General features: G+C 71.0%; 24 protein-coding genes and 4 tRNA genes. 13 read left to right on the top strand and 15 right to left on the bottom strand.

Annotation, left to right across the window (positions count from 1 at the left end; all coding sequences use genetic code 11):
• Window positions 1-106 precede the first annotated feature (106 nt).
• Entirely contained in the window at window positions 107-1,135 is a 1,029-nt protein-coding gene (locus tag ACFQRJ_RS06840) for an ABC transporter ATP-binding protein (RefSeq protein ID WP_377018237.1), read from the bottom strand.
• Between the two features lie 200 nt (window positions 1,136-1,335).
• Between ACFQRJ_RS06840 and ACFQRJ_RS06845 the strand changes: the two genes are divergently transcribed.
• Both ACFQRJ_RS06845 and ACFQRJ_RS06850 read left to right on the top strand, forming a co-directional pair.
• Window positions 1,336-2,475 (top strand): sensor histidine kinase, encoded by a 1,140-nt coding sequence (locus ACFQRJ_RS06845; RefSeq protein WP_377018238.1) that lies wholly within the window; start codon window positions 1,336-1,338, stop codon window positions 2,473-2,475.
• Complete coding sequence (locus ACFQRJ_RS06850; RefSeq protein WP_377018239.1) at window positions 2,457-3,149, top strand: response regulator; 693 nt, start codon at window positions 2,457-2,459, stop codon at window positions 3,147-3,149. Before ACFQRJ_RS06845 ends, ACFQRJ_RS06850 begins: the two co-directional genes overlap by 19 nt.
• Window positions 3,150-3,157: 8 nt before the next feature.
• On the opposite strand, the gene ACFQRJ_RS06855 is transcribed toward ACFQRJ_RS06850, so the two are convergent.
• A complete protein-coding gene (locus ACFQRJ_RS06855) occupies window positions 3,158-3,523 on the bottom strand; it encodes a metallopeptidase family protein (RefSeq protein ID WP_377018240.1) in 366 nt (121 codons plus the stop codon).
• A 229-nt stretch (window positions 3,524-3,752) separates the two neighbouring features.
• Between ACFQRJ_RS06855 and ACFQRJ_RS06860 the strand changes: the two genes are divergently transcribed.
• A tRNA-Glu gene (locus ACFQRJ_RS06860) sits at window positions 3,753-3,825 on the top strand.
• 150 nt (window positions 3,826-3,975) lie between these two features.
• On the opposite strand, the gene ACFQRJ_RS06865 is transcribed toward ACFQRJ_RS06860, so the two are convergent.
• Window positions 3,976-4,125, bottom strand: coding sequence for a hypothetical protein (locus tag ACFQRJ_RS06865; protein ID WP_377018241.1), 150 nt, complete (start codon window positions 4,123-4,125; stop codon window positions 3,976-3,978).
• 231 nt (window positions 4,126-4,356) lie between these two features.
• Between ACFQRJ_RS06865 and ACFQRJ_RS06870 the strand changes: the two genes are divergently transcribed.
• From ACFQRJ_RS06870 to ACFQRJ_RS06880, 3 genes are all read left to right on the top strand, one after another.
• Window positions 4,357-4,430: transfer RNA gene (locus ACFQRJ_RS06870), tRNA-Asp, on the top strand.
• A gap of 104 nt (window positions 4,431-4,534) precedes the next feature.
• Complete coding sequence (locus tag ACFQRJ_RS06875) at window positions 4,535-5,557, top strand: NADP-dependent oxidoreductase (RefSeq protein WP_377018242.1); 1,023 nt, start codon at window positions 4,535-4,537, stop codon at window positions 5,555-5,557.
• A 196-nt stretch (window positions 5,558-5,753) separates the two neighbouring features.
• A tRNA-Phe gene (locus ACFQRJ_RS06880) sits at window positions 5,754-5,829 on the top strand.
• A gap of 92 nt (window positions 5,830-5,921) precedes the next feature.
• Here ACFQRJ_RS06880 and ACFQRJ_RS06885 read toward each other — a convergent pair.
• Both ACFQRJ_RS06885 and ACFQRJ_RS06890 read right to left on the bottom strand, forming a co-directional pair.
• Window positions 5,922-6,383 (bottom strand): RrF2 family transcriptional regulator, encoded by a 462-nt coding sequence (locus ACFQRJ_RS06885; protein WP_377018243.1) that lies wholly within the window; start codon window positions 6,381-6,383, stop codon window positions 5,922-5,924.
• A 27-nt stretch (window positions 6,384-6,410) separates the two neighbouring features.
• Window positions 6,411-7,307: a sulfite exporter TauE/SafE family protein gene (locus tag ACFQRJ_RS06890; protein ID WP_377018244.1), complete on the bottom strand. Its 897-nt coding sequence runs from the start codon at window positions 7,305-7,307 to the stop codon at window positions 6,411-6,413.
• Window positions 7,308-7,476: 169 nt separating this feature from the next.
• Between ACFQRJ_RS06890 and ACFQRJ_RS06895 the strand changes: the two genes are divergently transcribed.
• Complete coding sequence (locus tag ACFQRJ_RS06895; protein ID WP_377018245.1) at window positions 7,477-8,112, top strand: maleylpyruvate isomerase family mycothiol-dependent enzyme; 636 nt, start codon at window positions 7,477-7,479, stop codon at window positions 8,110-8,112.
• A gap of 169 nt (window positions 8,113-8,281) precedes the next feature.
• On the top strand, window positions 8,282-9,370 hold the full coding sequence (locus tag ACFQRJ_RS06900; RefSeq protein ID WP_377018246.1) for a type I restriction endonuclease: 1,089 nt from the start codon (window positions 8,282-8,284) through the stop codon (window positions 9,368-9,370).
• A gap of 14 nt (window positions 9,371-9,384) precedes the next feature.
• Here ACFQRJ_RS06900 and ACFQRJ_RS06905 read toward each other — a convergent pair whose 3' ends face one another.
• Window positions 9,385-9,747, bottom strand: a complete 363-nt coding sequence (locus ACFQRJ_RS06905; RefSeq protein ID WP_377018247.1) for a serine/threonine protein phosphatase — start codon at window positions 9,745-9,747, stop codon at window positions 9,385-9,387.
• A gap of 121 nt (window positions 9,748-9,868) precedes the next feature.
• Here ACFQRJ_RS06905 and ACFQRJ_RS06910 point away from each other — a divergent pair, with 121 nt between their 5' ends.
• A complete protein-coding gene (locus ACFQRJ_RS06910; protein ID WP_377018248.1) occupies window positions 9,869-11,578 on the top strand; it encodes a formate--tetrahydrofolate ligase in 1,710 nt (569 codons plus the stop codon).
• 95 nt (window positions 11,579-11,673) lie between these two features.
• Here the strand turns inward: ACFQRJ_RS06910 and mnhG are convergent, their stop codons facing one another.
• From mnhG to ACFQRJ_RS06940, 6 genes are read right to left on the bottom strand one after another with little or no spacing between them, the layout of a single operon-like run.
• The gene (mnhG, locus tag ACFQRJ_RS06915; RefSeq protein WP_377018249.1) at window positions 11,674-12,258 is read right to left on the bottom strand and encodes a monovalent cation/H(+) antiporter subunit G; all 585 of its coding nucleotides are present in this window, start codon (window positions 12,256-12,258) and stop codon (window positions 11,674-11,676) included.
• Window positions 12,255-12,950 carry a hypothetical protein gene (locus ACFQRJ_RS06920; protein ID WP_377018250.1) on the bottom strand — a complete coding sequence of 232 codons (696 nt, stop codon included), beginning with the start codon at window positions 12,948-12,950 and terminating at the stop codon, window positions 12,255-12,257. The genes mnhG and ACFQRJ_RS06920 overlap by 4 nt, the downstream gene beginning before the upstream one ends.
• Window positions 12,947-13,483, bottom strand: a complete 537-nt coding sequence (locus ACFQRJ_RS06925; protein WP_377018251.1) for a Na+/H+ antiporter subunit E — start codon at window positions 13,481-13,483, stop codon at window positions 12,947-12,949. Before ACFQRJ_RS06925 ends, ACFQRJ_RS06920 begins: the two co-directional genes overlap by 4 nt.
• A complete protein-coding gene (locus tag ACFQRJ_RS06930; RefSeq protein WP_377018252.1) occupies window positions 13,480-15,033 on the bottom strand; it encodes a Na+/H+ antiporter subunit D in 1,554 nt (517 codons plus the stop codon). The genes ACFQRJ_RS06925 and ACFQRJ_RS06930 overlap by 4 nt, the downstream gene beginning before the upstream one ends.
• A 2-nt stretch (window positions 15,034-15,035) precedes the next feature.
• Window positions 15,036-15,830: a Na(+)/H(+) antiporter subunit C gene (locus ACFQRJ_RS06935; RefSeq protein ID WP_377018253.1), complete on the bottom strand. Its 795-nt coding sequence runs from the start codon at window positions 15,828-15,830 to the stop codon at window positions 15,036-15,038.
• On the bottom strand, window positions 15,820-18,744 hold the full coding sequence (locus tag ACFQRJ_RS06940) for a Na+/H+ antiporter subunit A (RefSeq protein WP_377018429.1): 2,925 nt from the start codon (window positions 18,742-18,744) through the stop codon (window positions 15,820-15,822). The genes ACFQRJ_RS06935 and ACFQRJ_RS06940 overlap by 11 nt, the downstream gene beginning before the upstream one ends.
• A gap of 136 nt (window positions 18,745-18,880) precedes the next feature.
• Here ACFQRJ_RS06940 and ACFQRJ_RS06945 point away from each other — a divergent pair, with 136 nt between their 5' ends.
• Entirely contained in the window at window positions 18,881-20,260 is a 1,380-nt protein-coding gene (locus ACFQRJ_RS06945; RefSeq protein ID WP_377018254.1) for an MFS transporter, read from the top strand.
• A 64-nt stretch (window positions 20,261-20,324) separates the two neighbouring features.
• On the opposite strand, the gene ACFQRJ_RS06950 is transcribed toward ACFQRJ_RS06945, so the two are convergent.
• Window positions 20,325-21,146 carry a hypothetical protein gene (locus ACFQRJ_RS06950; RefSeq protein WP_377018255.1) on the bottom strand — a complete coding sequence of 274 codons (822 nt, stop codon included), beginning with the start codon at window positions 21,144-21,146 and terminating at the stop codon, window positions 20,325-20,327.
• Window positions 21,143-21,736, bottom strand: coding sequence for a dCTP deaminase (gene dcd, locus ACFQRJ_RS06955; protein ID WP_377018256.1), 594 nt, complete (start codon window positions 21,734-21,736; stop codon window positions 21,143-21,145). The genes ACFQRJ_RS06950 and dcd overlap by 4 nt, the downstream gene beginning before the upstream one ends.
• Before the next feature lie 254 nt (window positions 21,737-21,990).
• On the opposite strand from dcd, the gene ACFQRJ_RS06960 reads away from it, so the two are divergent.
• From ACFQRJ_RS06960 to ACFQRJ_RS06970, 3 genes are all read left to right on the top strand, one after another.
• Window positions 21,991-22,061: transfer RNA gene (locus tag ACFQRJ_RS06960), tRNA-Gly, on the top strand.
• Window positions 22,062-22,228: 167 nt separating this feature from the next.
• A complete protein-coding gene (locus ACFQRJ_RS06965; RefSeq protein WP_377018257.1) occupies window positions 22,229-23,023 on the top strand; it encodes an SDR family NAD(P)-dependent oxidoreductase in 795 nt (264 codons plus the stop codon).
• A gap of 117 nt (window positions 23,024-23,140) precedes the next feature.
• Entirely contained in the window at window positions 23,141-23,716 is a 576-nt protein-coding gene (locus ACFQRJ_RS06970; protein WP_377018258.1) for a TetR/AcrR family transcriptional regulator, read from the top strand.
• A 54-nt stretch (window positions 23,717-23,770) separates the two neighbouring features.
• Here the strand turns inward: ACFQRJ_RS06970 and ACFQRJ_RS06975 are convergent, their stop codons facing one another.
• Window positions 23,771-26,287, bottom strand: a complete 2,517-nt coding sequence (locus ACFQRJ_RS06975) for a pyrophosphatase (protein ID WP_377018259.1) — start codon at window positions 26,285-26,287, stop codon at window positions 23,771-23,773.
• Window positions 26,288-26,329: the final 42 nt, after the last annotated feature.

Below are 26,329 nucleotides of genomic sequence, written 5' to 3' on the forward strand. Positions count from 1 at the left end.
CCTCGGAAGAGTCGATGAAGGTCACGGGCAGGGCGTCACGCTCAGGATCGAGCGCGGGCGCCCGTGAGGGAAAGCGGCCGCGGTCCCTCGGTGGGGGCGCGCGGAGTCAGACCGACGCGGGCTCTATGGGCTGGGCGAGCGATGAGCCCCCGTCGGCGGCCTCCGGCTCGGTCTGCCCGGTCAGGGCGAAGAAGATCTCCTCGAGGCCGCCGCCGTCGGCCGCACCGAGGGAGGTCAACACGATCTGCTCACGCAGGGCGAGGCGGCCGACGTCCTCCGGGGCGAGGCTGACCTCGAGCATCTCTCCGGGGCGGTGCTCGTAGGCGATGCCGTGCTTGTCCAGGGCAGTGATCAGCGCCGCCGGGTCCAGGGCCCGCACGTGGGTGCCGCCGCCGGCGGTGAGGTCCTCGAGTGTGCCCTCCTTCACCAGCCGGCCGCCGGCGATCACCACCAGCCGGTCGACGGTGGCCTGGACCTCGCGCAGCTGGTGGCTGGACAGCAGCACCGTGCCGCCGGCATCGGCGAAGGAGCGCAACAGGCGACGCATCCAGCGGATCCCCTCGGGGTCCAGGCCGTTGGCGGGCTCGTCGAGCACGAGCACGGCGGGGTCGCCGATGAGGGCGACGCCGATGCCGAGGCGCTGGCGCATGCCGTAGGAGTAGCCGCCCACGCGCTTGGCGCCGGCGTCGGCAAGCCCGACCATCTCGAGGACCTCGTCGGCCCGGGCCGGCGGCATGCCGATGGTGCGCGCCGCGAGGCGCAGGGTCTCCAGCCCGGTGCGGCCGCTGTGCAGGGCGCGCGCATCGAGCATCACGCCGATGATGCGCGCGGGGTGGTCGAGGCTGCGGTAGTCCGCGCCGCCGACGAGGGCCTGGCCGGCGTCGGGCTCGGCGAGGCCGGTGAGGATCCGCAGGGTGGTGGACTTCCCGGCACCGTTGGGACCGAGGAAGCCGGTGATGGTGCCGGGGTGGCAGACGAAGCTGAGATCGTCCACGGCGGCACGGCCGCCGTAGCGCTTGGTCACGGCGCGCACCTCGAGGGCTGCGCTGCCGGCGGTGAGGGTGGGCGCGGAGGGGTCGCGGGTGCCGTTGTCGCCGCTGGGGGTCTCGTCACGGGGGCCGGTGTTCGTCGTCATGGTCCCGAGCCTCCTCCCCGGCGGTCTGCTCGCGACAGCGACCGGCGGTCAGGCGCTCGATGACGAACGTCGGGATCCTCAGTGGTTCCCGTCGGCCGTGCTACGACCTCCGTCGATGCGCGGCTCGACCTCCGGCTGGATGGGTCCGGCAACGGGGGTCGGGACGCCGCAGGCAGTTCGCGCGCCGATACAGTGTCGACGTGGAGGAACTGGGAGCGCCCGTGCGCCGGATCTGGCAGGAAGCGCTGGTCCTCGCCGTGGTGGGGATCGAAGTGGTCCTGCTGGTGCTCACGGCGACCAGCCCCGGCGAGTGGTGGCGGGCCGGGCTCGCCGCTCTGCTCGCGGGGGCACTGATGTTCCGGCACCGTCACTGGCCGTGGCTGCTGCCGCTGGTGCTCGCGCTGAACTCCCTGTCATGGTCGCTGGCCATCCTGATCATCGTCACCTACGCCTATGCCACCCGCAGCACCAGCCGCCTGCGCACCTTCCTGGTCTCGGTGCTCGCGGTGGCCTCGGGGGCGGTGCCGGTGGCGGCGCTGCAGGGTCCTGCGATCTCGACGACGGGGACGGTCATGGGCCTGGTCCTGACGGTGCTCGTGGTCGCCGCGGCGGCCGCGACCGGGATGTACATCTCCACGCGACGCATGCTGCTGGCGCAGCTGCACAAGCGCGCCGAGCAGGCGGAGACGGGCCAGGCCGCGGCGGAGGAGCAGGCCCGCCGCGCCGAGCGCACCCGCATCGCCCGGGAGATGCACGACATCGTCGCCCACAAGATCTCGCTGGTCGCCCTGCAGGCCGGGGCGCTCGAGGTCAACTCGAACCTGGAGCGGGCGCAGGTCGAGCAGTCGGCCGCGCTGATCCGGCAGACGGCGACCACCGCGCTGTCGGAGCTGCGGGAGGTGCTGGGCGTGCTGCGCAGCGACGGCGAGGAAGCCCCGTTGATGCCGCAGCCGACGTGGGAGGACGTGCGGCGCCTGGTGGAGACCTCGAAGGATGCGGGGATCACGGTGGATCTGTTCGACTTCATCGACGATCCCGTCCCCGATCCGCTGGCGCGCACCGCGTACCGGGTCGTGCAGGAGGGGCTGACGAACATCCACAAGCACGCCCTGCACACCAAGGCCCGGGTCGCCCTGATCGGCGAGCCCGGCACGGAGCTGATCATCGAGGTCAGTAATGTATTGCCCAAGGGGTTCACGACTGATCTGCCCGGGGCCCGGATGGGACTGTCGGGCATCGAGACCCGCGTGGCCCATGCGGGTGGGACGATCACGTCGGGGCCCACCGATGATGGACGCTTCGAAGTGAGGGCGGTGATCCCGTGGCCGACGACAACGTGACGCGCGTGGGACTGATCGACGACGATTCCCTGGTGCGCGCCGGGCTGGCGATGATCCTGGGGGCCGATCCCACGCTCGAGATCTTCGGCCAGGCCGCGGACGGTTCCGAGGCGGTGCCGCTGGTGCACAAGCATCGGCCCGACGTGCTGCTGATGGACGTGCGCATGCCCGGCATGGACGGCATCGCCGCCACCAAAGCGGTCTCGGCCCTGCCGGACCCGCCGAAGATCATCATGCTGACCACGTTCGACATGGACGAGTACGTGTTCCAGGCGCTCGAGGCCGGGGCGGGCGGCTTCCTGCTGAAGGACACCCCGCCTCAGGAGCTGGCCCGGGCGGTGCACGTGGTCGCCGGCGGTGACGCCATGCTCTCCCCCACCATCACCCGCCGGATGCTCTCCCACTTCTCCGACGCCAATCCCGGCTCCCGCCAGGAGCGCCACCCCGGGCTGGACCAGCTCACCGAGCGCGAGACGGAGGTGCTCGGCGCCGTGGGCGCGGGGCTGTCGAACGCGCAGATCGGGATGCGCCTGTTCATGAGCGAGGCGACGGTCAAGGCGCACGTCTCGAAGATCTTCGCCAAGCTCGACTGCACCAATCGCGTCCAGATCGCGATCATCGCCCACGAGGCGGGCCTCAGCGATCTCGACGTGGACCCCGCCGTCGAGGGCTGAGCGGCCGTTCAGCCCCAGCCGAGCTCGTGCAGGCGCGCGTCGCTGATGCCGAAGAGGTGGCCGAGCTCGTGCAGCACCGTCACGGCGATCTGTTCCACGAGGTGCTCGCGGGAGAGGGCGGTGCGCTGCAGCGGGCCGCGGAAGATGAAGATCCGGTCGGGCTGGGCGAAGCCGTCGAAGACGCTGCGCTTGTCCAGCGGGATGCCCTCGTACAGACCCAGCAGCTCGGTGCCGGCGGAGTGCTCGTGGCTGGGCTCCTCCTCGACCAGAATCGCCACATTCGCCTCGGCGATGGAGCGGGCGACCTCCTCGGGCAGGGAGTCCAGGGCGTCGTCGACCGCTTCCTCGAACTCCTCGCGGCTGATCGTGATCATGGAGCCATCGAACCACGCTCACGCCCAGCGCCTGATGGGCAGACCGACATGCAACCGTCACGGGCGGAGGAGAGGTGCGCAGGAAGCGCGGAAGGAATGAGCACGGAAAGCGGGGCGGGACGTGAGAGCGCTCGAGGCGGATGTCGGATACGCCGCATCGACCGGCAGTGCGCGCGCGGCATGCGCGACGGGCAGGTATGCTCTGCGGCGGGCAGTTTTCGCTGTCCGGGCCCCCATCGTCCAGCGGCCTAGGACACCGGCCTTTCACGCCGGCGACACGGGTTCGAATCCCGTTGGGGGTACTCCTCTGACCTGCTCTGAAGAACTCGACCATGGCCTTCGGACTCCAGTCCGGAGGCCATCGGAGTCTCTCGGGCAGAACATCACATCGCAGTGGGACCGGACGCGCGAGGACAGCGCGCCGCCCTCGAGCGTCAACTGGCTCTCGATCGTCAGCTGAGCGTTGCGCCGACGATCATGATCCCCACCAGTCCGAGCCCCGCTACGACCACGTGGGAGACGCCCAAGGTCGTCCCGACGATCGCTGCCGTGCGGCGACGCCCTGTCGACACGAGGCCGATCACGCCGAAGATGATCGCCACGATGGCGATGACCAGCGGAGGCGCTGCGGGGGCGTGGACTCGGCGGTGTCGTGGGTCATGCCCAGAGACTCTACTCAGCGGACCGTCTGACCCGGCATACTGTCGGAGCCGACCACGTCGGCCGCCCCTCGGGCGGCAGGTGCGAGACGGCTCACAGCCAAAGTGGCTGTGAGCGCCGCGAAGGTCCGGTAGAGTTATCCAGGTCGATCCGCCGAGCGGATCGAACACCAAGGCCCTGTAGCTCAGTTGGTTAGAGTGCCGCCCTGTCACGGCGGAGGTCGCCGGTTCAAGCCCGGTCAGGGTCGCCCCTCACGAAGGCCCCGGAACATGGTTCCGGGGCCTTCGTCGTGTCCGAGATCGCCTCCTCACACCTGGACATCTCCCCGACCTGCGGGCATACGCTCGCATAATGAGCACGACAGCACTGAACCACCGCATCCGCCTCGGTTCGAGGCCCCACGGAGAACCCACCGGAAGCGACTTCCTCCATGACGCAGTCGCCGTCCCTTCCCCCGGCCCGGGCCAGGTGCTGCTGCGGACGCGCTACATCTCGCTGGACCCCTACGTGCGCGGCCGCATGAGCGATGCCAAGTCCTATGCGGCCCCGATGGAGGTCGGGGACGTCGTCGTCGGCGGCACCGTCTCCGAGGTGGTCGAATCCGGGGCCGAGGAGTTCACCGCGGGAGAGATCGTCCTGTCCTACGGCGGGTGGCAGGAGTACAGCCTCGAGCCCGCCGAGCGGCTGCGCCGGCTGGATCCCGACGCTGCCCCGGTCACCACTGCGCTCGGCGTGCTCGGCATGCCGGGGTTCACCGCCTACGCAGGCCTGCTGGCCATCGGCAAGCCGCAGCCGGGTGAGACCGTCGCGGTCGCCGCCGCCACCGGCCCGGTCGGCTCCGCCGTCGGCCAGATCGCCAAGCTCCAGGGCGCCCGGGCCGTCGGCATCGCCGGCGGGGAGCGCAAGATCGCCCATCTGCGTGAGCTCGGCTTCGACGAGGCGCTGGACCACCGCGCACCGGATCTTCCCGGCCGCCTCGAGCAGGCCGCGCCGGACGGCATCGACGTGTACTTCGAGAACGTCGGCGGGCCCGTGTGGGATGCCGTGCTGCCGCAGCTGAACGAGTTCGCCCGCGTCCCCGTGTGCGGGCTGGCCGCGAACTACAACGCCACCTCGCTGCCCGAGGGCCCCGATCGCAGCGGGCAGCTGATGGGCGCCGTGCTGTCCAAGAGCCTCACCCTGCGCGGCTTCATCCAGCGCGAGTTCGTCAGCTCGATGTTCTCCGACTTCCTGCGGGACATGACGCAGTGGGTCGCCTCCGGCGAGGTCACCTACACCGAGGACATCACCGAGGGCCTCGACAACGCCCCCGACGCCTTCGTCGGGATGCTACGCGGGGACAACTTCGGCAAGGCGATCATCAAGGTCTCCTGACCTGAGGGATCCCTCGTGCCCGACGGGCCGGGGCGCGGGTGCGGGCGCGACGCGAATGCCTCCACGTCCTCTGCCGCCCCAGCCTCGGCCGTCGGGACCTGCGGCCCTGCCCGTGGCGTCGCTCTCACCGCGCAGCCCGGGTTGGGTCCACCCCTCGAGGCCTGTTAACCTTGTCCTCGGCCGCTTCGGCGGTCACGGCTCTGTAGCTCAGTTGGTAGAGCGTTCGACTGAAAATCGAAAGGTCACCGGATCGACGCCGGTCGGAGCCACCACAGGAAGGGACGATCTGCGGATCGTCCCTTCTGTCGTCCAGGCCGACGGGTCACGATCAGCGCGGCCGTCCAGGCCGAAGGGGCCGCCGCCGTCAGTGCGATCGCCAGGCGTCTTCGTCCTCGGTGCGCCGGGTGACCTCGTCGGGCAGGTCGTCGTCGGCCAGCTGCTGGATGGACACGTGCTCGAAGACGCTCCGCAGTGCATGCCTGGCCGAGATCCACACCCGCTGCAGGGGTGCCGCGTTCCCGTTGTAGGCCACGGCTTCGGGGCGCTGGTCGTACACCGACACCAGCGGTCCGTCGACAGCCCGGATCACGTCCGCGACGCTGACTTCGTCCGCCGGCTTGGCCAGCCGCCATCCGCCGGCCGGGCCGCGCTGTGACTGCACGAGTCCTGCCCGTCGGAGGTCTCCGAGGATGGTCAGCAGGAACCCGCGAGGGATGTCCTGGTCGTTCCCGAGCACCTCAGCGCTGAGCGGACCCCGGCTCGGATCCCCCGAGGCCATCTCGATCAGCGCGCGCAGCGCGTAGTCGGACTTGGTGGAGACCCTCATAGCGCCCAGTTTCGCAGAGCCGACGGATCATGCTGCGATCAGCCCCGCCTCGGCGGCCTCCGCAGCTCTGGCGGTGCGCTCCTGGCGCACGGCCCACGCGATGGCGAGGAGCCATGCGGCAGCGACGGCCACGGTGAGCACCGTGGCCGCACTGCCCGTGATCCCGAGGGTGCCGGCGATGGTGCGGACGTTCGTGAGCACTATGAGCCCGCCGGCTGCGACGCCGATGACCCGCGCAGGGAGGATCCGCACCAGCCAGGCGGCGATGGGGGCGGCGATCACACCGCCGGCGAGCAGGGCGCCGGCGATCGCCCATTCGATCCCCTGCGAGCCGAGCGCGATGAGGAAGCCGAGCGAGCCGCCGACGGCGACCAGGAACTCGCTGGTGTCGATGGAGCCGATCACCTTGCGCGGCTCCAGACGCCCCGAGGACAGCAGCGTGGTGGTCCCCACCGGCCCCCATCCGCCACCCCCGACCGCGTCCAGGGTGCCGCCGACCAGGCCCATCGGAACCAGCATCCCCGACCCCGGGCGGGCCTTGAAGACAGGCCGGCGCCCGCCGAGGACGAGGAAGCGCCAGAGCACGTAGAGACCCAGCAGGAGCAGCAGGCCCGCGACCCACGGCTTCGCGACTGCTCCGTCCAGGCTGGAGAGGAACGTGGCACCGGCGAAGGCGCCGACGAATCCGGGGCCGGCGAGGATCGCCACCGTCCGCCAGTCGACGTTGCCCAGCTTGTGGTGCGAGATCCCGGAGACCAGCGACGTGCCGATCTCCGAGAAGTGCACCGCCGCCGAGGCAGCGGCCGGGGCGATCCCCACTGCCAGCAGCATGGTCGAGGACGTGACGCCATAGGCCATTCCGAGCGATCCGTCGACGAGTTGGGCCAGCAGCCCTACCGCCGCAAGAACCAGAAGTTTGCGCATCCTGCCCACCTTGTCCCCGAAGGGAACCGTCGAAGCTGACCAACCGGACCGAGCCAGCGAACCACACTAACTAGATTATGTACACCGCCTTGGTTCACTTTGGGATCGCGAGCCTCTGCCGGCATGCGCACCCTTGTGCAGGGCACGGAGTAGCCATAGCGTGACCAGCGTGAGCAACCGCGGCCTCTGGCCCCTCATCCACGCTGAACGAGCCGCTCTCGCGGAATCGCTCTCCGACCTGCCTGACGACGCCTGGAACACCCCCTCGCTGTGCGACAGATGGACGGTCGAGGACGTCCTGGCCCACCTCACCGCCGCGGCCCGCACCTCCACCGTCCCCTGGCTGGCGAACATGGTCGCCTCCCGGTTCGACACGGACCGTCACAATCGGCGGCTGCTCGAGAAGCATCGGGGCGCGACCCCGACCGAGACTCTCGCCACTTTCCGCCGCGCGAGCACCACGACCGCCGCGCCGCTGGGGTCGCAGCAGGGAGCACTCGGCGAGGTCGTCGTGCACTCTCAGGACATCGCCCGCCCGCTGGGCCTACACCTCCTCCCCTCCCGGGAGGCGGTCGAAGCGGTCGCCGCCTTCTTCGCCCGCACGGATTTCGCCGTCAACAGCCGAACGCTCACCAAGGGGCTGCGTCTCGAATCGAACGACGGGCAGCTGCGCACCGGGGACGGCCCCATGGTCACGGGGAACTCCCTCGCGCTGGTTCTCGCGATGGCCGGACGTCCGAGCGCGCTGGATGAACTGTCCGGCGAAGGGGTCGCGATCCTGCGCGATCGCGTCGCCGACCTCTGAACAGGCAGCCCGCCGGGCAGGCCCCGTTACATCATGGCGGGACCCCAAGTTCGCACGTGCGCCACGATGCCCACGCGACCGTTTTGGCCGTGTTTGTCGGTCCGTCCCCATATGATCGGATGCGCACCGGCAACTACGGGAGTCCGGTTTATCAGGGAGAGGAATGGCCATGGAGTTTCATGAGCGTCTCGAGGCGTTAGCTACGAAGGTACGGAACCAAGCTGACGCGATCGGCACTGAGGAGGCGACCAAGAACGCTTTCGTCATGCCGTTCATCGCCACGATCCTGGGCTACGACGTCTTCAATCCGCTGGAAGTCGTCCCGGAGTTCACGGCCGATGTGGGCACGAAGCGTGGCGAGAAGATCGACTATGCGATCGTCCGCGACGGCGAGGTGCAGATCCTCATCGAGTGCAAGGCCTCTTTGGGTGCCCTCACTCTTGAGCACGCTTCTCAGCTGTTCCGCTACTTCGCAACGACCAACGCCCGCCTCGCAGTGCTCACCAACGGCGTGGTCTGGCACTTCTATACGGATCTAGACGCTCCGAACAAGATGGACGCGAAGCCCTTCCTCGTGCTTGATCTGCTGGACATCGATGAGACGTTGATCCCCGAGATCCAGAAGCTCAGCAAGGAGAGCTTCGACCTGGACTCCATCATCAACGCTGCCGAAGAGCTGAAGTATGTCGGCGCACTGAGGCGAGAGATCGCTTCGCAGTTTCGCGATCCCACGGATGATTGGGTTCGCTTCTTCACGACGCGCGTGTACGACGGCATGTTCACGGCCAAGGTACGGGAACAGTTCACAGGCCTCGTCGCGAAAGCTTCGAAGCAATTCCTCACGGAGCAGGTCAATGATCGGCTCAAGACAGCGCTCGGGGCGGGCGTTGTAGCGCCGGTCACCGAGCACACCACTGCTGAGGTGTCCTCCGAGCCCGTGGCAGAGAGCGACCTGTCGCGGGATACCGAGATCGAGACCACCCTTGAGGAGCTCGAGGGCTATCAGATCGTCAAAGCCATCGCCTGCAGCGAGGTAAAGCCTCAACGCATCGTCCACCGCGACCAGAAGTCGTACTTCGCGATCCTCATCGACGACAACAATCGGCGCCCGATCGCCCGGCTCCACTTCAACACCAAGCAGAAGTATCTCGGACTTCTCGATGAGTCGAAGGTCGAAACTCGCCATGCCATCGATTCCCTCGACGAGATCTACGCGCATGCGGAAGCGATCCGAGAGGCAGTCCGTCGCTACGTCTGAGCGTCACTCGCGGGTCACTGCCGCCGCAGGCGCCGCTCCGTGTCGGGCCACCGCACGTGCAGGCTGTCGGTGCCCATCAGGCCCTTGGTCGCGAGGTAGTCGGCCAGCACCACGCCGCGCGGGGAGAGCTCGACGATCGTCAGCCCAGTGATCTCGTCGTCGGTGTCCGCGTCCAGCACCCACTGTTCGGCGAGTTCCCACAGTCCCTGCTGCTCGACGAGCTCCTCGCCCGCGACGAACTCCACGGGCTCGCCGAGGCAGTGTCCGAGCAGGCTGCGAGGCTGGACGACGTCGTAGTCGTCGGTGAGCGGCTCGAGGTAGCCGACCGTCTCGCCGTCCTCGCGGGTCACCGTGACCCAGTCGCTCGCATCGCTCATGAGGAGACACCCTACCCAGCCCCCGGGATCTCGTGACGCACGGGGAGCACCGCCCGTACAGTTGGGCTGAGCAACCGGGCACGATCCCGGGCACGCCGAACCTGCTGGGAGGACGACAACGATGTCTGCCGAGAACCCGGATCTCCAGATCGCACAAGCTGCGACCCTGCAACCCATCACCGAGATCGCCGCGCGGGCCGGGATCCCCGACGAGGCTCTCGTTCCCTACGGCACGAACAAGGCCAAGGTCGACATCCGCCGGATGAGCGCCCCCGGCCCCGAGGCGGCGCGCTCCCCGAAGCTGGTGCTGGTCTCGGCCATGTCCCCCACCCCGGCCGGCGAGGGCAAATCGACCACGACCGTCGGCCTCGCCGATGCGTTCTCCCTGAAGGGGCTCCAGACGATGGTCGCGCTGCGCGAGCCGGCGCTGGGACCGATCATGGGCATCAAGGGCGGCGCCACCGGCGGCGGCTACTCGCAGGTGGTGCCGATGGAGGACATCAATCTCCACTTCACTGGCGACTTCCACGCGATCCAGATCGCCAACAACACACTGGCCGCCCTCGTGGACAACCACATCCAGCAGGGCAACGAGCTGGACCTCGACCCGCGCCGCATCCAGTGGAAGCGGGTCGTGGACGTCAACGACCGCGCGCTGCGAGAGATCGTGGTGGGCCTCGGCGGCCCCAGCCAGGGCGTGCCGCGCGAGGACGGCTTCGACATCGTCGTCGCCTCCGAGATCATGGCGATCCTCTGCCTGGCCACCGATCTCGCGGACCTCGAAGCGCGCATCAGCCGGATCGTGGTGGGCTTCACCAGGGGCCGGGCGCCGGTCACCGTCGCCGACCTCGGGGTGGCCGGCGCCATCACCATGCTGCTCAAGGACGCCCTGCTGCCGAACCTGGTCCAGACCCTCGGCGGCACCCCGGCACTGGTGCACGGAGGTCCCTTCGCGAACATCGCCCACGGCTGCAACTCCCTGGCCGCAACCCGGCTGGCGCTGTCGCTGTCCGAGATCACGGTGACCGAGGCCGGCTTCGGCTCGGATCTGGGCGCCGAGAAGTTCCTGGACATCAAAGCCCGCCTGGGTGACCTGACGCCCGACGCCGTGGTGGTCGTGGCCACGGTGCGGGCGCTGAAGATTCACGGCGGTGTGGCCAAGGATGACCTCGCCACCGAGAACATCGAGGCGGCCCTGGCGGGCACCTCGAACCTCGCCCGCCACGTCGAGAACCTCCGGAAGTTCGGCCTGGAGCCCGTCGTCGCACTGAACCGCTTCCCCACCGACACCGAGGCCGAGCTGGAGGCCGTCCTGGACTGGGCCCGGCAGCAGGGCTTCCACGCGGCGCTGTCGGAGGTGTGGGCCCGCGGCGGTGAGGGCGGTCTCGCCGTGGCCGACGAGGTGCTCGCTGCGATCGACGCGGCCCGCGGCGACACGACCGGGACGGATGAGACGGGCTTCCGCCCGCTCTACGATCCGGCCGACGGCATCGAAGCCTCGCTGCGCACCCTGGCCAGCGAGATCTACGGGGCCGACGACGTCGTCTTCGAGGACCGCGCCCCGGCGCAGCTGAAGATGCTCCAGCGCAACGGCTGGGACACCCTGCCGGTGTGCGTCGCCAAGACCCAGTACTCCCTCTCCGACGATCCCACCCTGCTCGGGGCGCCCACCGGCCATGTGCTGCACGTGCGCGATCTGGTGCCGAAGATCGGGGCCGGGTTCGTGGTCGCGCTGACCGGATCGATCATGACCATGCCCGGGCTGCCCAAGGAACCGGCCGCGCTGCGGATGGGCGTCACCGAGACCGGGGAGTCCGTCGGGCTCTTCTGAGCTCGTCCGGCCGGCGAGAGCCCGGATCGCGCTGCGTCGACGACGGAGCCCGGTCGCCCGATGGCGACGGTCGCGCTCAGCGACGTCGGACGCGCTCAGCGACGGCGGTCGCGCTCGGCGACCTCCACGGCCTCCCGCTCGGTCTCGTCCTCGAGGTCGACGTCGATGACCTCGGAGTCCTCGACGTCCTCCGCACCGGCTTCGGGCTCCTGCCAGTTGCGGTCGGTGACCGCGTCCGCCGTGGAGACGCCGACGTTCTCGGGGAAGCGTCCCCCGTCGGCCATGCTCTCGTGGTCGTCGCCGGCCTCGTCGAGGAATCCGTCCTCGTCGTCGTCCTCGTCCGACGGGGAGGCCAGGCGCGGGCTGAGCTCGTCGATCGCGTAGTCCCCGCCGCGCACGAAGCCGCGGCGGAAGGCGGCACGACCGACCATCACGCTCGCCACGGGCACCGTGAGCATCTGCGCGAGCAGCACCACCAGCAAGAAGGCGGCCAGCGACCAGGACCGCGACACCAGGGCGGCCCCCGAGAAGACGAGGATCAGGCCCAGGGTCTGCGGCTTGGAGGCGGCGTGCAGGCGCATGAGCACGCCGTCGAACCGGTTCAGCCCGATCGCGGCCAGCACGGCCAGCACCAGTCCGGCGCCGATCAGCACGGCGGCGATGGTCTCCACGATGGTCATCGTCCCTCCCCCTGCGACCGGTCTGCTCCGAAACCCCAGTCCTCGTCGTCGGCGAGAGCCCCGTCCTCGGTCCCGGCGCCGCGCTGCGGGCCTGGCCCGTCCTCGAGGCCGAAACCGTCCTCCGCTTCGAACCCGCGCTCGGCCTCGCCCACCTCCAGGGCGGCGTCCTGACCGTCCTCGAGATCGAACGTGTTCGCCGGCGATGCCACCTCCGGGATGGTGCTGAGCGAGCTGACGGATCCCTCGGCGTCCGCGCCGAGCGAGCCGGCGGAGTCCGTGGCGCCGACGCCCTGGGGGCCGTCGGCCGCGCCCTGAGAGCCGACGGGACGGCCGGAGGCTCCATCGCGGTGATCGACGTGGATGGCATCGAGCGGGCCCGTGTCGGTGTGCGGCTCCTCCTGGTGGCGGCGCCGCGTGCCCTGCATGGGCTCCTCGCGCGCGACGAAGCGGGCGAAGGTGACGGTGCCGATCAGGGCGAGCCCGGTCAGGGCCAGCATGGCCGGTCCCGCCCAGGCCGCCCGGACATGTGCCGTATACACGGCCATGCCGATCACGACCAGCACGACCAGGGAATCCGTGGAGACGGCGCGATCGAGGATGGTGGGGCCGACGATCATGCGGTAGACGACGCTCAGCGCGGTCAGGGACAGGATCGCCCCATAGATGACGAGGATCAGATCGAAGGGACTCATCGCAGCCCCGCATCCTCGAGCACCTGGCGGCGGCCGACGGCCCGCAGCAGCCGTGCTTCCTGCGCGCGCACGGTGCGACGGGCCCGCTCGACCTCCTCGGGCGTGCCGGCCCCGATGGTGTGAAGGAACAACATGCCGGTCGCGCGCTGCGCCTCGACCACCACCGAGCCCGGGATCAGAGTGCACAGCACGCCGGTGGCGGTGAGGAAGAAGTCCGAGCGCGAGGCCATCGTCACGGCGATCACCGAGCTCGGCGGCGGAGGCTGGGGCCGGACCGCGTACCAGCCCACCTCGACCGCGGAGACGCACAGATCCGCCAGGAAGCGCAGCACGAAGTAGGCGAAGCGCAGCGGGCGCAGGGTCAGCTCGTGCCCGGTCGGCGGCATCGGGAACAAGGCGAACACCAGCACCGCGGCCAGCAGGCCGCCGAGGACGTTCTGCAGGCCGAAACCGCCCCACAGCAGGCACCACAGCGCCACGGAGATGAGGATCCACAGCCAGGAGCCGAGCAGGTCGCGCAGGCGTCCGGTCATCGCTCCTCCACCTTCCGGCCCTCGTCGTCGATCCGGTAGACCAGGTCGCTCGCGGCCTCGTCCCCGAGCACGGCCCCGACGTACGGGGCCCTCGAGAGCACCGTGCGCGCCGCCTCGGTCGAGTAGTCCATCAGCGGCCCCGCCAGCACCGTCAGCAGCAGCGAGAAGCCCACCAGTGCCGCCGTCGCGCCGGTCATCACGCGCGGCGTGCGCACCTCGCGGGAGAGGACCTCCTCCCCCGGCTCCTGCCAGAACGCACGGTTCCAGATCTTCGCGATCGCGTACAGAGTCAGCAGGCTGGTGACCACGCTGATGGCCACGAGGATCTGCCCGGGGGCCCCGTAGTCGAGGCCGGCCTGGATCAGCCCGGCCTTGCCGAGGAATCCGGACAGCGGCGGGATGCCGGCGAGGTTCATGGCCGGGACGAAGAACAGCACCGCGATCAGCGGGGCCAGCCGCGCCAGCCCGCCCAGCCTGACCAGGTTCGTCGTCCCACCGCGGTGCTCGATCAGTCCCGCCGCCAGGAACAGCGTGGACTGGACGGTGATGTGGTGGGCGATGTAGTAGATCGCCGCCCCCATCCCCATCAGGGTGCTCATCCCGATGCCGAAGAGCATGAAGCCCATGTGGGAGACCAGCGTGAAGGACAGCACGCGTTTGAGGTCGGTCTGGGCCACGGCGCCGAGGATGCCGACGAGCAGGGTGAGCCCGGCCGCGGCCAGCAGCAGGTTCTGGATCTGGGAGGCGGGGAACAGCAGCGTCTCCAGGCGCACGATCGCGTAGATGCCCACCTTCGTGAGCAACCCGGCGAACACGGCGGTCACGGGCGCGGGCGCCGTCGGGTACGAGTCCGGCAGCCAGGCGCTGAGGGGAAAGATCGCGGCCTTGATCGCGAACGCGACCAGCAGCATCAGCTCCAGGATCATGCGGGTCCCGAAGTCCAGCACGTCCAGGCGCACCGCGAGCTCGGCCATGTTCACGGTGCCGGCCGCGGCGTACACCGCGGCGATCGCCGCCAGGAAGATCACCGAGCTGAGCAGGGAGACGATCACGTACGTGGTCGCGGCGCGGGTGCGGCTGGCCGAACCGCCCAGGGTCAGCAGCACGAAGCTCGCCGCCAGCAGCACCTCGAAGCCGACGTAGAGGTTGAACAGGTCTCCCGCGAGGAACGCCATGGACACCCCGGCGACCAGGCCCAGGTAGGTGGGGTGGTAGATCGCCACCGGGGTGCGGCCGGAGTTCTCGCTGACGGCCTGCGCGCTGGAGTACACGAGCACGGCGAGGGTGACGAAGCTGGAGACCAGCAGCATCAGGGCGGTCAGCCGGTCGGCGACCAGGACGATGCCCAGCTGCGGCGTCCAGTTGCCGATCTGGAGGACGAGCACGCCGTCCTGGGTGACGTGGTAGCCCATCACCAGGGAGACGACGAGGATGGCGACCAGCGTGAGGATCGTCAGCCACAGCTGGACGCGGGCGTGGTGGCGCAGCAGAAGGGTCACGGCGGCACCGCCCAGGGGCAGCATCACCGGCAGCGCGAGGAGCAGTTCCATGCTCACTCCTCCTCTCCGTCGGTGTGCTCGCGGCCCGGCGCGTGGGGCCTCGAGGCAGCGTCCGGGCCTGTGCGGGGGTCTGTGCCGGGGTCTGTGCCGGGGTCGGTGCCCGGGCCTGTGCCGGGGGCGGCTCCGGGATCAGCGCCCGTCCCGTGGCCGAGGTCCGACTCCGGGTCCGTCGCCGGGCCCGCCCCCGGGGCGTCGGCCGCGTGGTGCGCGCGGCGCGGGCCCCGACGGCGCACGGCCGGCCGGGGCGCCCGTGATTCGCCCTCGTCGGCCTCGGTGTGATCCTGCGGGACGTCCTGGGCCCCGGTGAGGTCCGAGCCCAACGGATCCCCGCCGGAGGGGGCGAAGCCCTGGGAGTGCATGAGCGCACCGCGCCGGGATTCCTCGGAGAGCACCTGGGACCACGGCAGGTCCTCGCTCCCCTCCGCGCGTCGGCGGCTGCGCCGCAGCACGCGGCGGTCCTCGACGTCGTCGGGCACCTCGTCGTGGCCGAACAGCTGCCAGGCCCGGTAGGCCAGGGCCACCCCGAAGGCCGTCATCCCCAGGGAGATCACGATCGCGGTAAGCACCATCGCGAACGGCAGCGGGTCCGTCATGGTCTCCGCCTCGCCGCTGCCCTGGAACGGGGGCCGGCCGGGTTCGCCGGCGGCGACGATGAACAGCACGTTCACGCCGTTGCCCAGCAGCACGAAGCCCAGCACCACGCGGGTCAGGGTGCGCTCGAGCACAAGGTAGACGCCGCAGGCGATGAGCACCCCGGCGATCAGCAGCAGAGTGAGGCTAACCGGCATCGGACTCGGCCTCCTGCTGCTGATCGATCTGGGCGCCCAGGGAGCGCAGGAAGTCGAGCATCACCCCGACCACCACCAGGTACACCCCGGTGTCGAACAGGAGGGCGCTGGGCAGGTGGACCTCGCCCAGCAGCGGCACCTCGAGCACGGGCGTCGCCGTGGCGAAGACGCTCCCGCCCAGCAGCACGGGCAGCGCCCCGGCGGCCACGGCCAGCACCATCCCGCTGCCCAGGACGAAGCCGGCCTGGACCGGTGCCGCCTCGGAGAGCTCGTAGCGGCCGCCGGCCAGGTAGCGCAGGGCCAGGGCGAGGCCCGCCACCAGGCCGCCGGCGAACCCGCCGCCGGGATGGTTGTGGCCGGCCATCAGCAGGTACAGCGAGAACATCATCATCAGCGGGAAGGCGATGCGGGTGACCACCTCGAGGATCACCATCCGCCGCTCGGGGGCCAGGGTGAGGCCGGCCGAGAGCCAGGTGCGCCAGCGGTTACCCCCGGCGACGTCGTCCGGGCGGGCGTCGAAGTCCAGCGCGTTCTGCGGGAGGGCGGCATCGGAGCGGCGCCGCCAGATGGAGGCGCGCGGGTCCAGGTCCCGCACCCGGGAGATGGACGGTTCCCGCCGGGTGACGAAGACCAGCGAGGCGACTCCGGTGGCGACCACGAGCAGCACCGCGATCTCGCCCATGGTGTCCCACACGCGGGCGTCCACCAGCGCCACGTTGACGGCGTTGTGGCCCCCGCCGATCTCGTAGGCGGCCTCGATCAGGCCCGGCCCGAGCGCCGGGCCGGAGCGGGCGGCGGCGCCGTAGAGGGTCGCCCCGCACAGCACCACCGCGGTCGTGACCGCGATGGCCCAGCGTCCCCACGCCCCGATCCGCAGGGGCCGGCGGGAGAAGTGGATCGGCAGCCGGCGCAGCACGAGCACCAGCACCACCGTCATCGCGGTCTCGACCAGGACCTGCGTGGTGGCGACGTCCGGGGCGCCGGCGACCAGGAACAGCATCGCCACCGCGTACCCGGTCACGGAGATCAGGAACACCGCCCGCAGGCGACGACGGGAACGGGCCGCCCCCACGGCGGCGAGCGCCGCGACCGGCAGCACGATCAGTTCGAGGGGGTGGTGGAACAGCACCAGATTCGTCGGCACCGGAGTCAGCGTGATCGCCACGGGCACGACCACTGCGATCAGCACCAGCAGCATCGTGCCCAGGGTGTAGGGCAGCGAGCCCCTCTGGAACAGCGGGGTGACGGCGACCGAGAGGGAGTCGATCTTGCGCAGCAGCCGTCGGAACCCGCGCTCGGCGTCGATCCGGTCCAGCGCCTCCTCCCCGGCCCAGCGCTGCGGGGAGACCTGCTTCTGGAACCTCGCGAAAGGCCTGGCGGCCACGCACAGCACCACCCCGAGGCCGAGGGTGAGCACCGAGGCCAGCAGGGGCACCCCCGGGGACGGCACCACCGCCAGGTGCACGGTCTCCCCGGCCGCGGGCACAGCGGCGGCCACCGCGGCGACGATCTCCTCGACCCGTCCCGAGGCCGCCGCCAGCGCGACGGATCCCAGGGCGACGACCGCGGGCGGCAGCCAGAACAGCGCCGGGATCCTCGCGCGCTGGACCGGTGGGGCGCCCGGAGCGACCCCGAAGGCACCGGCCACGAAGCGCCAGGAGTACGCGACGGTCAGGATGGAACCGGCGACCAGGGCGGCCAGCAGCAGCCGACGCCAGCCCCCGCCCTCCCAGAGCGCGGCGTACAGCGCCTCCTTGGCGACGAAGCCGAACAGCGGCGGCACCGCAGCCATCGACGCGGCGGAGACCACGCCGATCAGGGCGACCACCGGCGCGACCCTCCACACCCCTGAGAGGATCCGCAGGTCGCGGCTGCCGAACTTCTTGTCGATGATCCCGACGACCATGAACAGCGGCGCCTTGAACACGGCGTGGGCCACCAGCATGCCCATCGCCGCCAGCAGCGCGTCGTGAGTGGCCAGGCCTGCCACGGCCGAGAGGAAGCCGAGCTGGGAGACGGTGCCGTAGGCCAGCAGCAGTTTGAGGTCGGTCTGGCGCAGCGCGCGCCAGCCGCCGAGCAGCATGGTGGCGGCCCCGAGCACGGCGATCAGGACGCTGATCGCCTCCAGGTGGGTCAGTGCCGGACCCAGCCGCACGATCAGATAGATGCCGGCCTTGACCATGGCCGCCGCATGCAGATATGCGGAGACCGGCGTGGGCGCCGCCATCGCTCCGGGCAGCCAGAAGTGCGTGGGCACCAGTGCCGATTTGGTCGCGGCCCCCGCCAGGATCAGCAGCACGGCCAGGGCGAGGCCCGGCCCCGCGTCGGCCCAGATCGGCGCGGCCACGATGGTCGAGATCCGCAGCGACCCGGCCGCGGCGGCGAGCATCAGCAGCCCCACGAGCATCGCCAGACCGCCCGCGGTGGTGGAGATCAGGGCGTTCAGCGCCGCCCGGCGCGAGGCCTGCTTGTCCTGATAGTGACCGATCAGCAGGTAGGAGAAGACGGTGGTCAGCTCCCAGAACGTGTAGAGGACCAGCACGTCGTCGGCCAGCACCAGGGCCACCATCGCGCCCGCGAACGCCGTGAGCACTCCCGCGAATCGGCCCAGTCCCGGCTCGTTGTCCTGGAAGTACCGCGCGCAGTAGAGCAGTACCAGCGCTCCGATGCCGGTGGCGATCATCGCCATCACCCAGCTCAGCGGGTCCAGGCGGAAGGCGAGGTCGATGCCGAGTGCCGGAACCCAGGGCACCGACGCGTCCAGCGGCGCCTCGGGAAGGGCGGCCGGGTCGATCGTGGCCAGCCACACCGCCGAGGCGCCCGGCACCGCGGCCAGGAGGAAGAAGGCTCCGCGCCCCATCGCCCGCACCAGCCCCGGCCCGAGAAGGGCGGCCACCAGATAGGCCAGGAGCATCGTGTACACGCAGTCTCCGTCCATCGTGTGCGCGGAAGAGGGGCTCCCGGCATTCTACGGGAGCGCGTTCAGAGTTCTCCGAGAGTCGACGGCGGACCTGCGCTCACGCCCGCCGCCGGCTCCGTAGAGTGAGTGCATGGTCACCACTCCGCCCGACCGCGACCCGGTCGCGCCGGACACCGCCCCTCGCTCCCTCCGTCGCTCGGTCGTCTCCTTCGCGCTGTGGGACGGCGGGATGTCCGCCTTCAGCTCCGTGATCCTCACCTTCGTCTTCGCCACCTATGTCGCCAGCGCGGTCGCCGCGGAGGGCGCCGTCGGCGAGGAGGCGGTCAAGGCCGCTCAGGACCACGGGTCCCAGGTCCTCACCACCTGGCAGTCGATCGGGGCCGTGGCGATCGCCCTGCTCGCACCGCTGCTGGGCAATCTCGCCGACAGCGGCGGCGCCCGCAACGCGCTGCTGCGCATCACCACCCTGGCCACGGTGGCCACGATCGCGCTGATGCCGCTGGTGGCCCTGGATTCGGACTTCCTGACGCTGGGTGCGGTGCTGATCGCGCTGGCCGTGGTCTTCAGCGAGCTCGCCGGGGTGTTCGTCAACTCCGTGCTGCCGGAGATCTCCACCCCGGACAACCGCGGCCGCGTCTCCGGCACCGCGTGGGCCGTGGGCTATTGGGGCTCGATCGTGTGCCTGGGGCTGGTGCTGGTGCTGTTCGTGATGCCCGGCACCGGCCTGCTGGGGATCACCGGGGACGAGGGCTGGAACCTGCGGGCGATCCCGCTGTTCGTCGCGGCCTGGATCCTGATCGGCACGCTGCCGCTGATGATCTGGGCGCCCGCGCACCGTGCCTCCGCCCCCGGCCAGAGGTGGACGCCCCTGCAGGGGTACGCGAGCATCGTGCGTCGCGTGCTCCGCGCATTCCGCGAGGAGCCGGTGATGCTGCAGTACCTGGTGGCCTCCGCGATCTACCGTGACGGCCTGGGGGCCGTGTTCTCCATCGCCGGGGTGCTCGCGGCCAACGCCTACGGCTTCGACACCGTCGGCATCATCGTCTTCGGCATCGCCGCGAACCTGGTGGCCGGCTGCGGCGTCTTCCTCGGCGGGCGGGTCGACGACCGCGTCGGCCCGCGGCCGGTGATCATCGCCGGCTGCCTCGGGATCATCGTGCTGGGCCTGGTGGTGCTGTTCTTCGGCTCGACGCTGGTGTTCTGGGTGGCCGGCCTGGCCATCTGCCTGTTCGTCGGCCCGGTGCAGTCCGCCTCGCGGAACCTGCTGACGCGCCTGTCCCGGCCCGGCCGCGAGACCGAGAACTTCGGCCTGTACGCGACCACCGGCCGGGCCCTCGGGTTCCTGGGGACCGCCGCGTTCGCCGCCACGGTCGCGATCTTCCAGGACACCCGCACCGGCATCCTGGGGATCGTGCTGGTGATGACGGTGGGCCTGGTCGCCTTCCTGCCGATCCGGCTCGGCGCCGCCGGGAAGGCGCCCGCCGCGTTCACGGAGCCCGCCCGCTCCTGAGGTCGAGGGAGCCGGTCGATCCACGGGCCGGCGACCGGTCGTGCCGGCCGCGTTCCGGGTCGGGTCAGGCCAGGTCCGCGGGGTCGACGAGGAAGCCCTCGAGGTCCACGACGTAGCCGCCGACGGTCTCGGTCAGCAGACCGGCGATCAGCCCGATGCGCCGGTAGGCGAGGGACCAGCGCTCCGCCGTCTCGGCGTCGGGGATCTCGATCTCGTCCTCCCCGTCGTCAGCGGGCAGATGCACCAGCGCGTAGTCGACCGCGTCGTCCAGCCAGCCGAGGGCGGCCAGCGCCGTGGGCCGCGAGCTGCGGCCCACCCGCACGGCGATCTCATCGCCGGCCGGCAGCGGGATCGTGAGGCTGTAGCCGCTGCGCGGGGTCTCCTCGGGCACCTCGTCGAGCTCGGCCTCCGGCTCCAGCGGCGCCAGCAGCTGGGCGAGGGACTCCGGTGCCAGGGCATGGGGGCTGACCACGGTCAGGTCCCGCACGTGGAAGGGGTGCGGCTCGAGGCGGACGCCGCCGTCGGTGACCACCGCCCCGAACAGCCGGCGACCCAGCGACCAGGCCAGGTCCAGAGCCCGGCGCTCCACGCCGAACGGCAGGCCGTCCGGGAACGCCCGCCCGTAGCCGTGGGAATCGCTGAACCCGTCGGGCACCGGATCCTCACGCACCCGCGGGGTGTCCACGGTCCAGCGGCCCGCGCCGCGCGGCGAACGGTCCGGCAGCAGGCGGACGTCCTCGCCGAGGTCGATGACACCGTCCTCGTCGAGCTCGGCGTGCGGGCGCACGTTGCGCACCATGGCCAGCACATCCGCTGCAACGGTGTCGCGGGGAAGCTGGAGGCGGTGACCGGTGCGGTCCGCGTCGGGAACGCCGGCGTCGCTCACTGGTCCTCCTCCACGGAGATCCGGGTGCGGTGGAAGTTCCGGGCCGAGCGCGACGGGGTGGGGCCCCGCTGGCCGAGGTACCGGTTGAGGTTGCCCGCACTGCCGTAGGGCCGCTCCGACGGACTGGAGAGGCGGAAGAAGCACAGCTGACCGATCTTCATGCCGGGCCACAGCGCCACCGGCAGCGTGGCCATATTCGACAGCTCCAGGGTGATGTGCCCCTGGAAGCCCGGGTCGATGAACCCGGCGGTCGAATGCGTGAGCAGGCCCAGGCGACCTAGCGAGCTCTTGCCCTCCAGCCGGGCGGCGACGTCCTCCGGCAGCGTGATCTGCTCATAGGTGGAAGCCAGGACGAACTCCCCCGGGTGCAGCATGTACGGCTCCTCGGGGGCGACCGCGACCTCCCGGGTGAGCTCGGCCTGCTCCACGGCGGGGTCGATCATCGCGTACTTGTGGTTGTCGAACAATCGGAAGTAGCGGTCTATCCGCACGTCCACGGACGCCGGCTGGATCATGGCGTCGTCGAAAGGATCCAGGCGTACTCGCCCGGCCTCGATCTGGCCCCGGATATCACGATCGCTCAACAGCACGGCGTCAGCCTAACCGCCGCGCACCGGAGACGGCACCGTGTCCCAGCGGACCCCCCGCCGGCCGACGGGCGTCTCCGCGCCGACGGGCGCCCTCGCAGCACCGGGCGCCCCCGGGCCGCCCTCGCGGGTGCGTCAGGCCGGTCACGGTCTGTCCTCCCGGTTCGCGAGCACCGCGGCGGACGGGTTATGCTGGCGTGCGTTCGCTGAGGCGGCGATGATCCCCGACGGGGACACGATGCCGGTCGCGGCGATTCGCGGGTGTAGTTCAATGGTAGAACTTCAGCTTCCCAAGCTGACAGCGCGGGTTCGATTCCCGTCACCCGCTCTCATGTGTTCCCCGCCGGCCGGGCACGGCTGCCCGCCGGCGAGGCGCGGCCCGTCCCACCGGCCATCAGGCCGAGCACCGCTGCTCACCTCCCCCGTCGGCCGCATCGCGTGATGTGATGGCCCCGTACGACTCGAGAGACAACTCGGAACGTGGGAGGCGCAGATATGCACATCGACCTCAGCGGCAGGACTGCACTGGTGACGGCCTCGTCCGGCGGGATCGGCCTCGCGATCGCCGACGGGCTCGCCCGGGCCGGCGCCCAGGTGGTCGTCAACGGCCGCACTCCGGATTCCCTCGAGCGCGCCGTGGCGCGGATCCAGGAACATGGCGGTCCGGGGTCGGCCCGGGGCGTGGTCGCGGATGCCGCCACGTCGGACGGTGCGCAGGAGCTGGCCGAATCCGCCGGAGAGGTCGACATCCTCGTCAACAATCTCGGCATCTTCGAGTCCATGGACGCGCTCGAGATCGATGACGAGCAGTGGCGGCGGTACTTCGAGGTCAACGTCCTCTCCGCGATCCGCCTGACGCGGATGCTGCTGCCGGCGATGATGGACCGCGGCTGGGGGCGCGTGCTCAGCATCGCCTCCGACTCCTCCCTCGCGATCCCCGCCGAGATGATCCACTACGGCACCTCGAAGACGGCTCTGCTGGGCGCCTCGCGCGGCTTCGCGAAGACGGCCGCCGGCTCGGGCGTGACCGTCAACGCCGTCATGGCCGGGCCCACCCACACCGAGGGCGTCGAGGAGTTCGCGCGCTCCCTCGTCGGTGATGAGCTGCCGTGGGACGAGGCCCAGCGCCGGTTCATGCGCGAATACCGCCCGCAGTCCCTGATCCAGCGACTCATCGAACCCGAGGAGATCGCCAACATGGTCGTCTACCTCGCCTCGCCGCTGGCCTCCGCCACCACCGGCGGCACGGTGCGCGTCGACGGCGGCTACGTCGACGCGATCATTCCCTGAACGGATCCAGGAACGGGTCCGTCTCATCGCACCTCCCGGCGCGGTAGCGGCATGACCAGCGCACGCGGCCGGCCGATGGTCTGGCCCCCGGGATCTGTCGGGGTGTAAGAATGCGTCATGCCCAAGATCATCGGAGGGTCGCTCGAGGAGCACCGCGAACGCACCCGCGAGAAGATATTCGCCGCACTCGCCGAGCTGCTGGAGACCCAGGACTTCGAATCGATCACGCTCTCGAAGATCGCCGGTGCGGCCGGAGTCGGCCGCACCGCGATGTACAACCACTTCCCGGACCGCGAGACCCTGCTGGTGGAGTACGCGATCCATGAGACCGCCGACTACATCGCGCAGCTGCGGGCGGGGGTGAGCGACTCCGCCTCCCCGCGTGATGCGGCGGTCGCGTATGTGCGCACCCAGCTCGAGCTGACGGTCTCGTTCCACATGCCCCATTCGGCGGGCGCGACGTCGCTGAGCGAGGAGACCGCGGCGCGCATGCGCGAGCACGTACTGATGATCGAGGACGTGCTGCGCGGGATCGTGCGCGAGGGTGTGGACCAGGGTGACTTCGCGGCGGATCTCGATGTCGATGCCACCGTGCGGATCATCAACGCGCTGCTGGTGGGCTCTGCCGCGCGCCGGTTCTCGCGGCCCGCTCTGGAGCAGTTCGTGCTGCGGGGCCTCGGCGCCGACACATGACGGTGGCGGCGGACCCCGAGGGGGCCGCCGCCACCGTCATCATCGGGACGTGGCTCAGTCGAAGGCCGAGTCCGAGCTCCTGTTCTTCTCCCCGGTGCCTGCGGAGGCCTTCCCACTGCCCTTGCGGCGCTTGCTGCGCTTGGAACGGGCGGGCGCGGCGGCCACCGGGACCTGGTCGACGTTCTCGGCGTCGTCCTCCCAGTCCATCGCGTCCAGGGTGTCCGTAGCCTCCTCCTCGTCGCGGGCGAACAGCGGGCGGGAGATCTCGCCCTCCCCGTCCTCGAGGTCGACCTCCGGAGCGGTCGCAGCGATCACCCAGCAGGTCAGCACGATGATCAGCGCGATCACGGCGATGCCCCAGCGCAGGTAGGGGCTGGTGCCGTCGGTGCTCATGCTCACCACGGAGCTGACCGCGAGCGCGGAGAGCACGGACGTGGCCAGCAGCAGCGGCAGGGCCACAGAGCCGACCGCGGCGCGCAGGGTGCCGGTCAGCACGGCGCCGCCGAGAGCCCCGGAATGCCCCCACGAGCCCGGCCCGCCGTAGCGGCCCTGGCCGATCACCGCCGCTGCGCTGTCCATGGTGGATGCGGAGCCCAGCGACCACAGGCCCAGTCCGGTGGCGGTCAGGACCACACCGACCACGAGGCCCGGCAGCGCGGCGGCGCCCAGTCCGAACCCGGCGACGAGCGGCATCAGCACGATCAGCACGACCGGGGTCAGCACGGCGCGCCGGACCATCTCGGGCATGTCGGGCAGAGCCACCCCGCTGCGGTTCTCGAGGATCGAGGCTCGGGTCTCGACGACCGCGTTCGCGCCGAGCCGGCGGGCGCCGTCCAGCAGCGACGCGGTCACGAGCAGCACGGTGACCGCGCCCAGTCCGACTCCGCCCAGCAGCGGCAGGGAGAGCGGGGTGAGGGCGTGCAGGGTGCGGTCCTCCCACACGGTCGCCGCACGCGGGGCGACCTGGAGCGCGGTGACGATGGGACCCAGCGCCGCCAGGCCGGTGAGGCAGCCTGCCAGCAGCAGCACGCCGCGCGGCCCGGTGGCGGAGGTGGCGCCGGCATCGCGCAGGCCGCGCTCGGCCTCGGGGCGGTCCACCAGGGTCGGCGCGATCAGCGAACCGGCGTACCCCGCGGCCACCACCAGGGCGCCGAGCCCGGCGTAGGCCAGCAGAGCGAGAGCGAGGCCGGGCACGCCGGCGCTGAGCACGTTGAGCACGGCGCCGACGATCAGCATCAGGGCGAGGGAGCCGGCGGCGACCAGGGCGGTCGAGCCCAGGCCCGCGGTGACGCCGAGCGCCCCACCGGTGCGGCTGGTGCGGGCCGCGCGCAGCACGGTGCCCCCGAACCGGTGGCCGGTGCCGCCGAGGAGGACCACCACGGCGAGCGCGGCGAGCACGCCGAGGCCCAGGGCCGCGGCGACCACGGCGCTCGGGGAGACCGTGTACAGGGTCAGCACGTCGAGGAAGGCTCCCGCGTCCCGGGAGTCGTCGGTCTGGGAGACCCACTGGCCCATGTCGCCCACGGCCTCTTCGATCTGCGGCTCGAGCTGCTCGCGCGGCAGCGGGTCGGGCCCGGCCACGGCCTGGTCGGTGAAGTTCTCCATGCCGGCCTGGACGAATCGCAGGTCCTTGTACTGCGAGGGCAGCCACAGGGCAGCGGCGACGACGGTGCCGGCGCCGCCGAGCACGGCGGGGATCAGCCCGCCCAGCTGGAGAGCGCTGCGCTCGCGGCCGGGCCCGCCCAGGTGCGGGATGACGGCGCTCGCACCGGCGGCGAGCATCGCCACTCCGAGGGCGAGCAGCACCACCAGGATGCCCTCGGCGGCCAGCACGGGCACGCCGAGGATGACGCCGACGGCGGCGCCCGCGGTGGCCAGAGCCACCAGGTCGGCGCTGAGAGCGGCCCCGCGGCGGAACATGCGGGAGGTGCGCAGATGGGGTGCGCCGAGGTTGTCGGTGTCGTCGGCGGCGATCTCGTGCTCGTCGGTCCCCACGAGGATCGCGGAGGCGGAGGCGGCGGTGTCCAGCGGCGCGGCAGCCACCCGGATCGCGAACGCCGAGATCGCGGCGCCCCCGGCCAGGGCCATCAGCGCGGCCGAGCCGCTGGCGTGGGTGAACCACACGACGATGGCGACCGGCAGGATCGCCAGCGCGAGCGCGCCCGTGACCGTCAGGGCGCCGAGGCGGTTGATCAGCGCGGGGCGTCGCTCCGCATCGACCCCGAGCGCGGCGAGCTGGATCGCGAGGCCGCGCCAGGCGGCGAGCGGGCCGAGCAGAAGACCCACCAGCATCATCACCGAGCGCAGGATGCGGTCATCCGTCGAGCCCGGGACCAGGTAGAGCAGCACCACGGCGGGCACGCCGACCCACAGGATGATCGAGCCGGACGAGGCCAGATGCACGCCCAGGCGACGTCCGAGCCCGGCGTCGACCTCGGGGCTGTCCTCGTCGCGGCGCAGGCGGCTGGGGACGACGGCTCCGGCCACCAGGGCGACCAGGGAGAGCACCCCCAGCACCAGCAGGGTCACGGCGATGTCGTCGCCCAGGGGGAATTGCGTGATCAGATCCAAGAGAGATGCTTCCGACGACGGGGCTCGGTGGAGTCGGCCTGT

Source organism: Brachybacterium sp. GCM10030252 (genome assembly GCF_042666535.1).
In the GTDB taxonomy this organism is placed as follows: Bacteria; Actinomycetota; Actinomycetes; order Actinomycetales; family Dermabacteraceae; genus Brachybacterium.

What these genes read in the sequence shown, in the direction of transcription:
- ACFQRJ_RS06840 (WP_377018237.1), bottom strand. Translation starts at nt 1,135, where the DNA reads ATGACGACGAACACCGGCCCCCGTGACGAGACCCCCAGCGGCGACAAC.
- ACFQRJ_RS06855 (WP_377018240.1), bottom strand. Translation starts at nt 3,523, where the DNA reads ATGATCACGATCAGCCGCGAGGAGTTCGAGGAAGCGGTCGACGACGCC.
- ACFQRJ_RS06875 (WP_377018242.1), top strand. Translation starts at nt 4,535, where the DNA reads ATGAGCACGACAGCACTGAACCACCGCATCCGCCTCGGTTCGAGGCCC.
- ACFQRJ_RS06885 (WP_377018243.1), bottom strand. Translation starts at nt 6,383, where the DNA reads ATGAGGGTCTCCACCAAGTCCGACTACGCGCTGCGCGCGCTGATCGAG.
- ACFQRJ_RS06890 (WP_377018244.1), bottom strand. Translation starts at nt 7,307, where the DNA reads ATGCGCAAACTTCTGGTTCTTGCGGCGGTAGGGCTGCTGGCCCAACTC.
- ACFQRJ_RS06900 (WP_377018246.1), top strand. Translation starts at nt 8,282, where the DNA reads ATGGAGTTTCATGAGCGTCTCGAGGCGTTAGCTACGAAGGTACGGAAC.
- ACFQRJ_RS06905 (WP_377018247.1), bottom strand. Translation starts at nt 9,747, where the DNA reads ATGAGCGATGCGAGCGACTGGGTCACGGTGACCCGCGAGGACGGCGAG.
- ACFQRJ_RS06910 (WP_377018248.1), top strand. Translation starts at nt 9,869, where the DNA reads ATGTCTGCCGAGAACCCGGATCTCCAGATCGCACAAGCTGCGACCCTG.
- mnhG (WP_377018249.1), bottom strand. Translation starts at nt 12,258, where the DNA reads ATGACCATCGTGGAGACCATCGCCGCCGTGCTGATCGGCGCCGGACTG.
- ACFQRJ_RS06920 (WP_377018250.1), bottom strand. Translation starts at nt 12,950, where the DNA reads ATGAGTCCCTTCGATCTGATCCTCGTCATCTATGGGGCGATCCTGTCC.
- ACFQRJ_RS06925 (WP_377018251.1), bottom strand. Translation starts at nt 13,483, where the DNA reads ATGACCGGACGCCTGCGCGACCTGCTCGGCTCCTGGCTGTGGATCCTC.
- ACFQRJ_RS06930 (WP_377018252.1), bottom strand. Translation starts at nt 15,033, where the DNA reads ATGGAACTGCTCCTCGCGCTGCCGGTGATGCTGCCCCTGGGCGGTGCC.
- ACFQRJ_RS06935 (WP_377018253.1), bottom strand. Translation starts at nt 15,830, where the DNA reads ATGCCGGTTAGCCTCACTCTGCTGCTGATCGCCGGGGTGCTCATCGCC.
- ACFQRJ_RS06940 (WP_377018429.1), bottom strand. Translation starts at nt 18,744, where the DNA reads ATGCTCCTGGCCTATCTGGTGGCCGCCCTTCTCGGGCCGGGGCTGGTG.
- ACFQRJ_RS06945 (WP_377018254.1), top strand. Translation starts at nt 18,881, where the DNA reads ATGGTCACCACTCCGCCCGACCGCGACCCGGTCGCGCCGGACACCGCC.
- ACFQRJ_RS06965 (WP_377018257.1), top strand. Translation starts at nt 22,229, where the DNA reads ATGCACATCGACCTCAGCGGCAGGACTGCACTGGTGACGGCCTCGTCC.
- ACFQRJ_RS06970 (WP_377018258.1), top strand. Translation starts at nt 23,141, where the DNA reads ATGCCCAAGATCATCGGAGGGTCGCTCGAGGAGCACCGCGAACGCACC.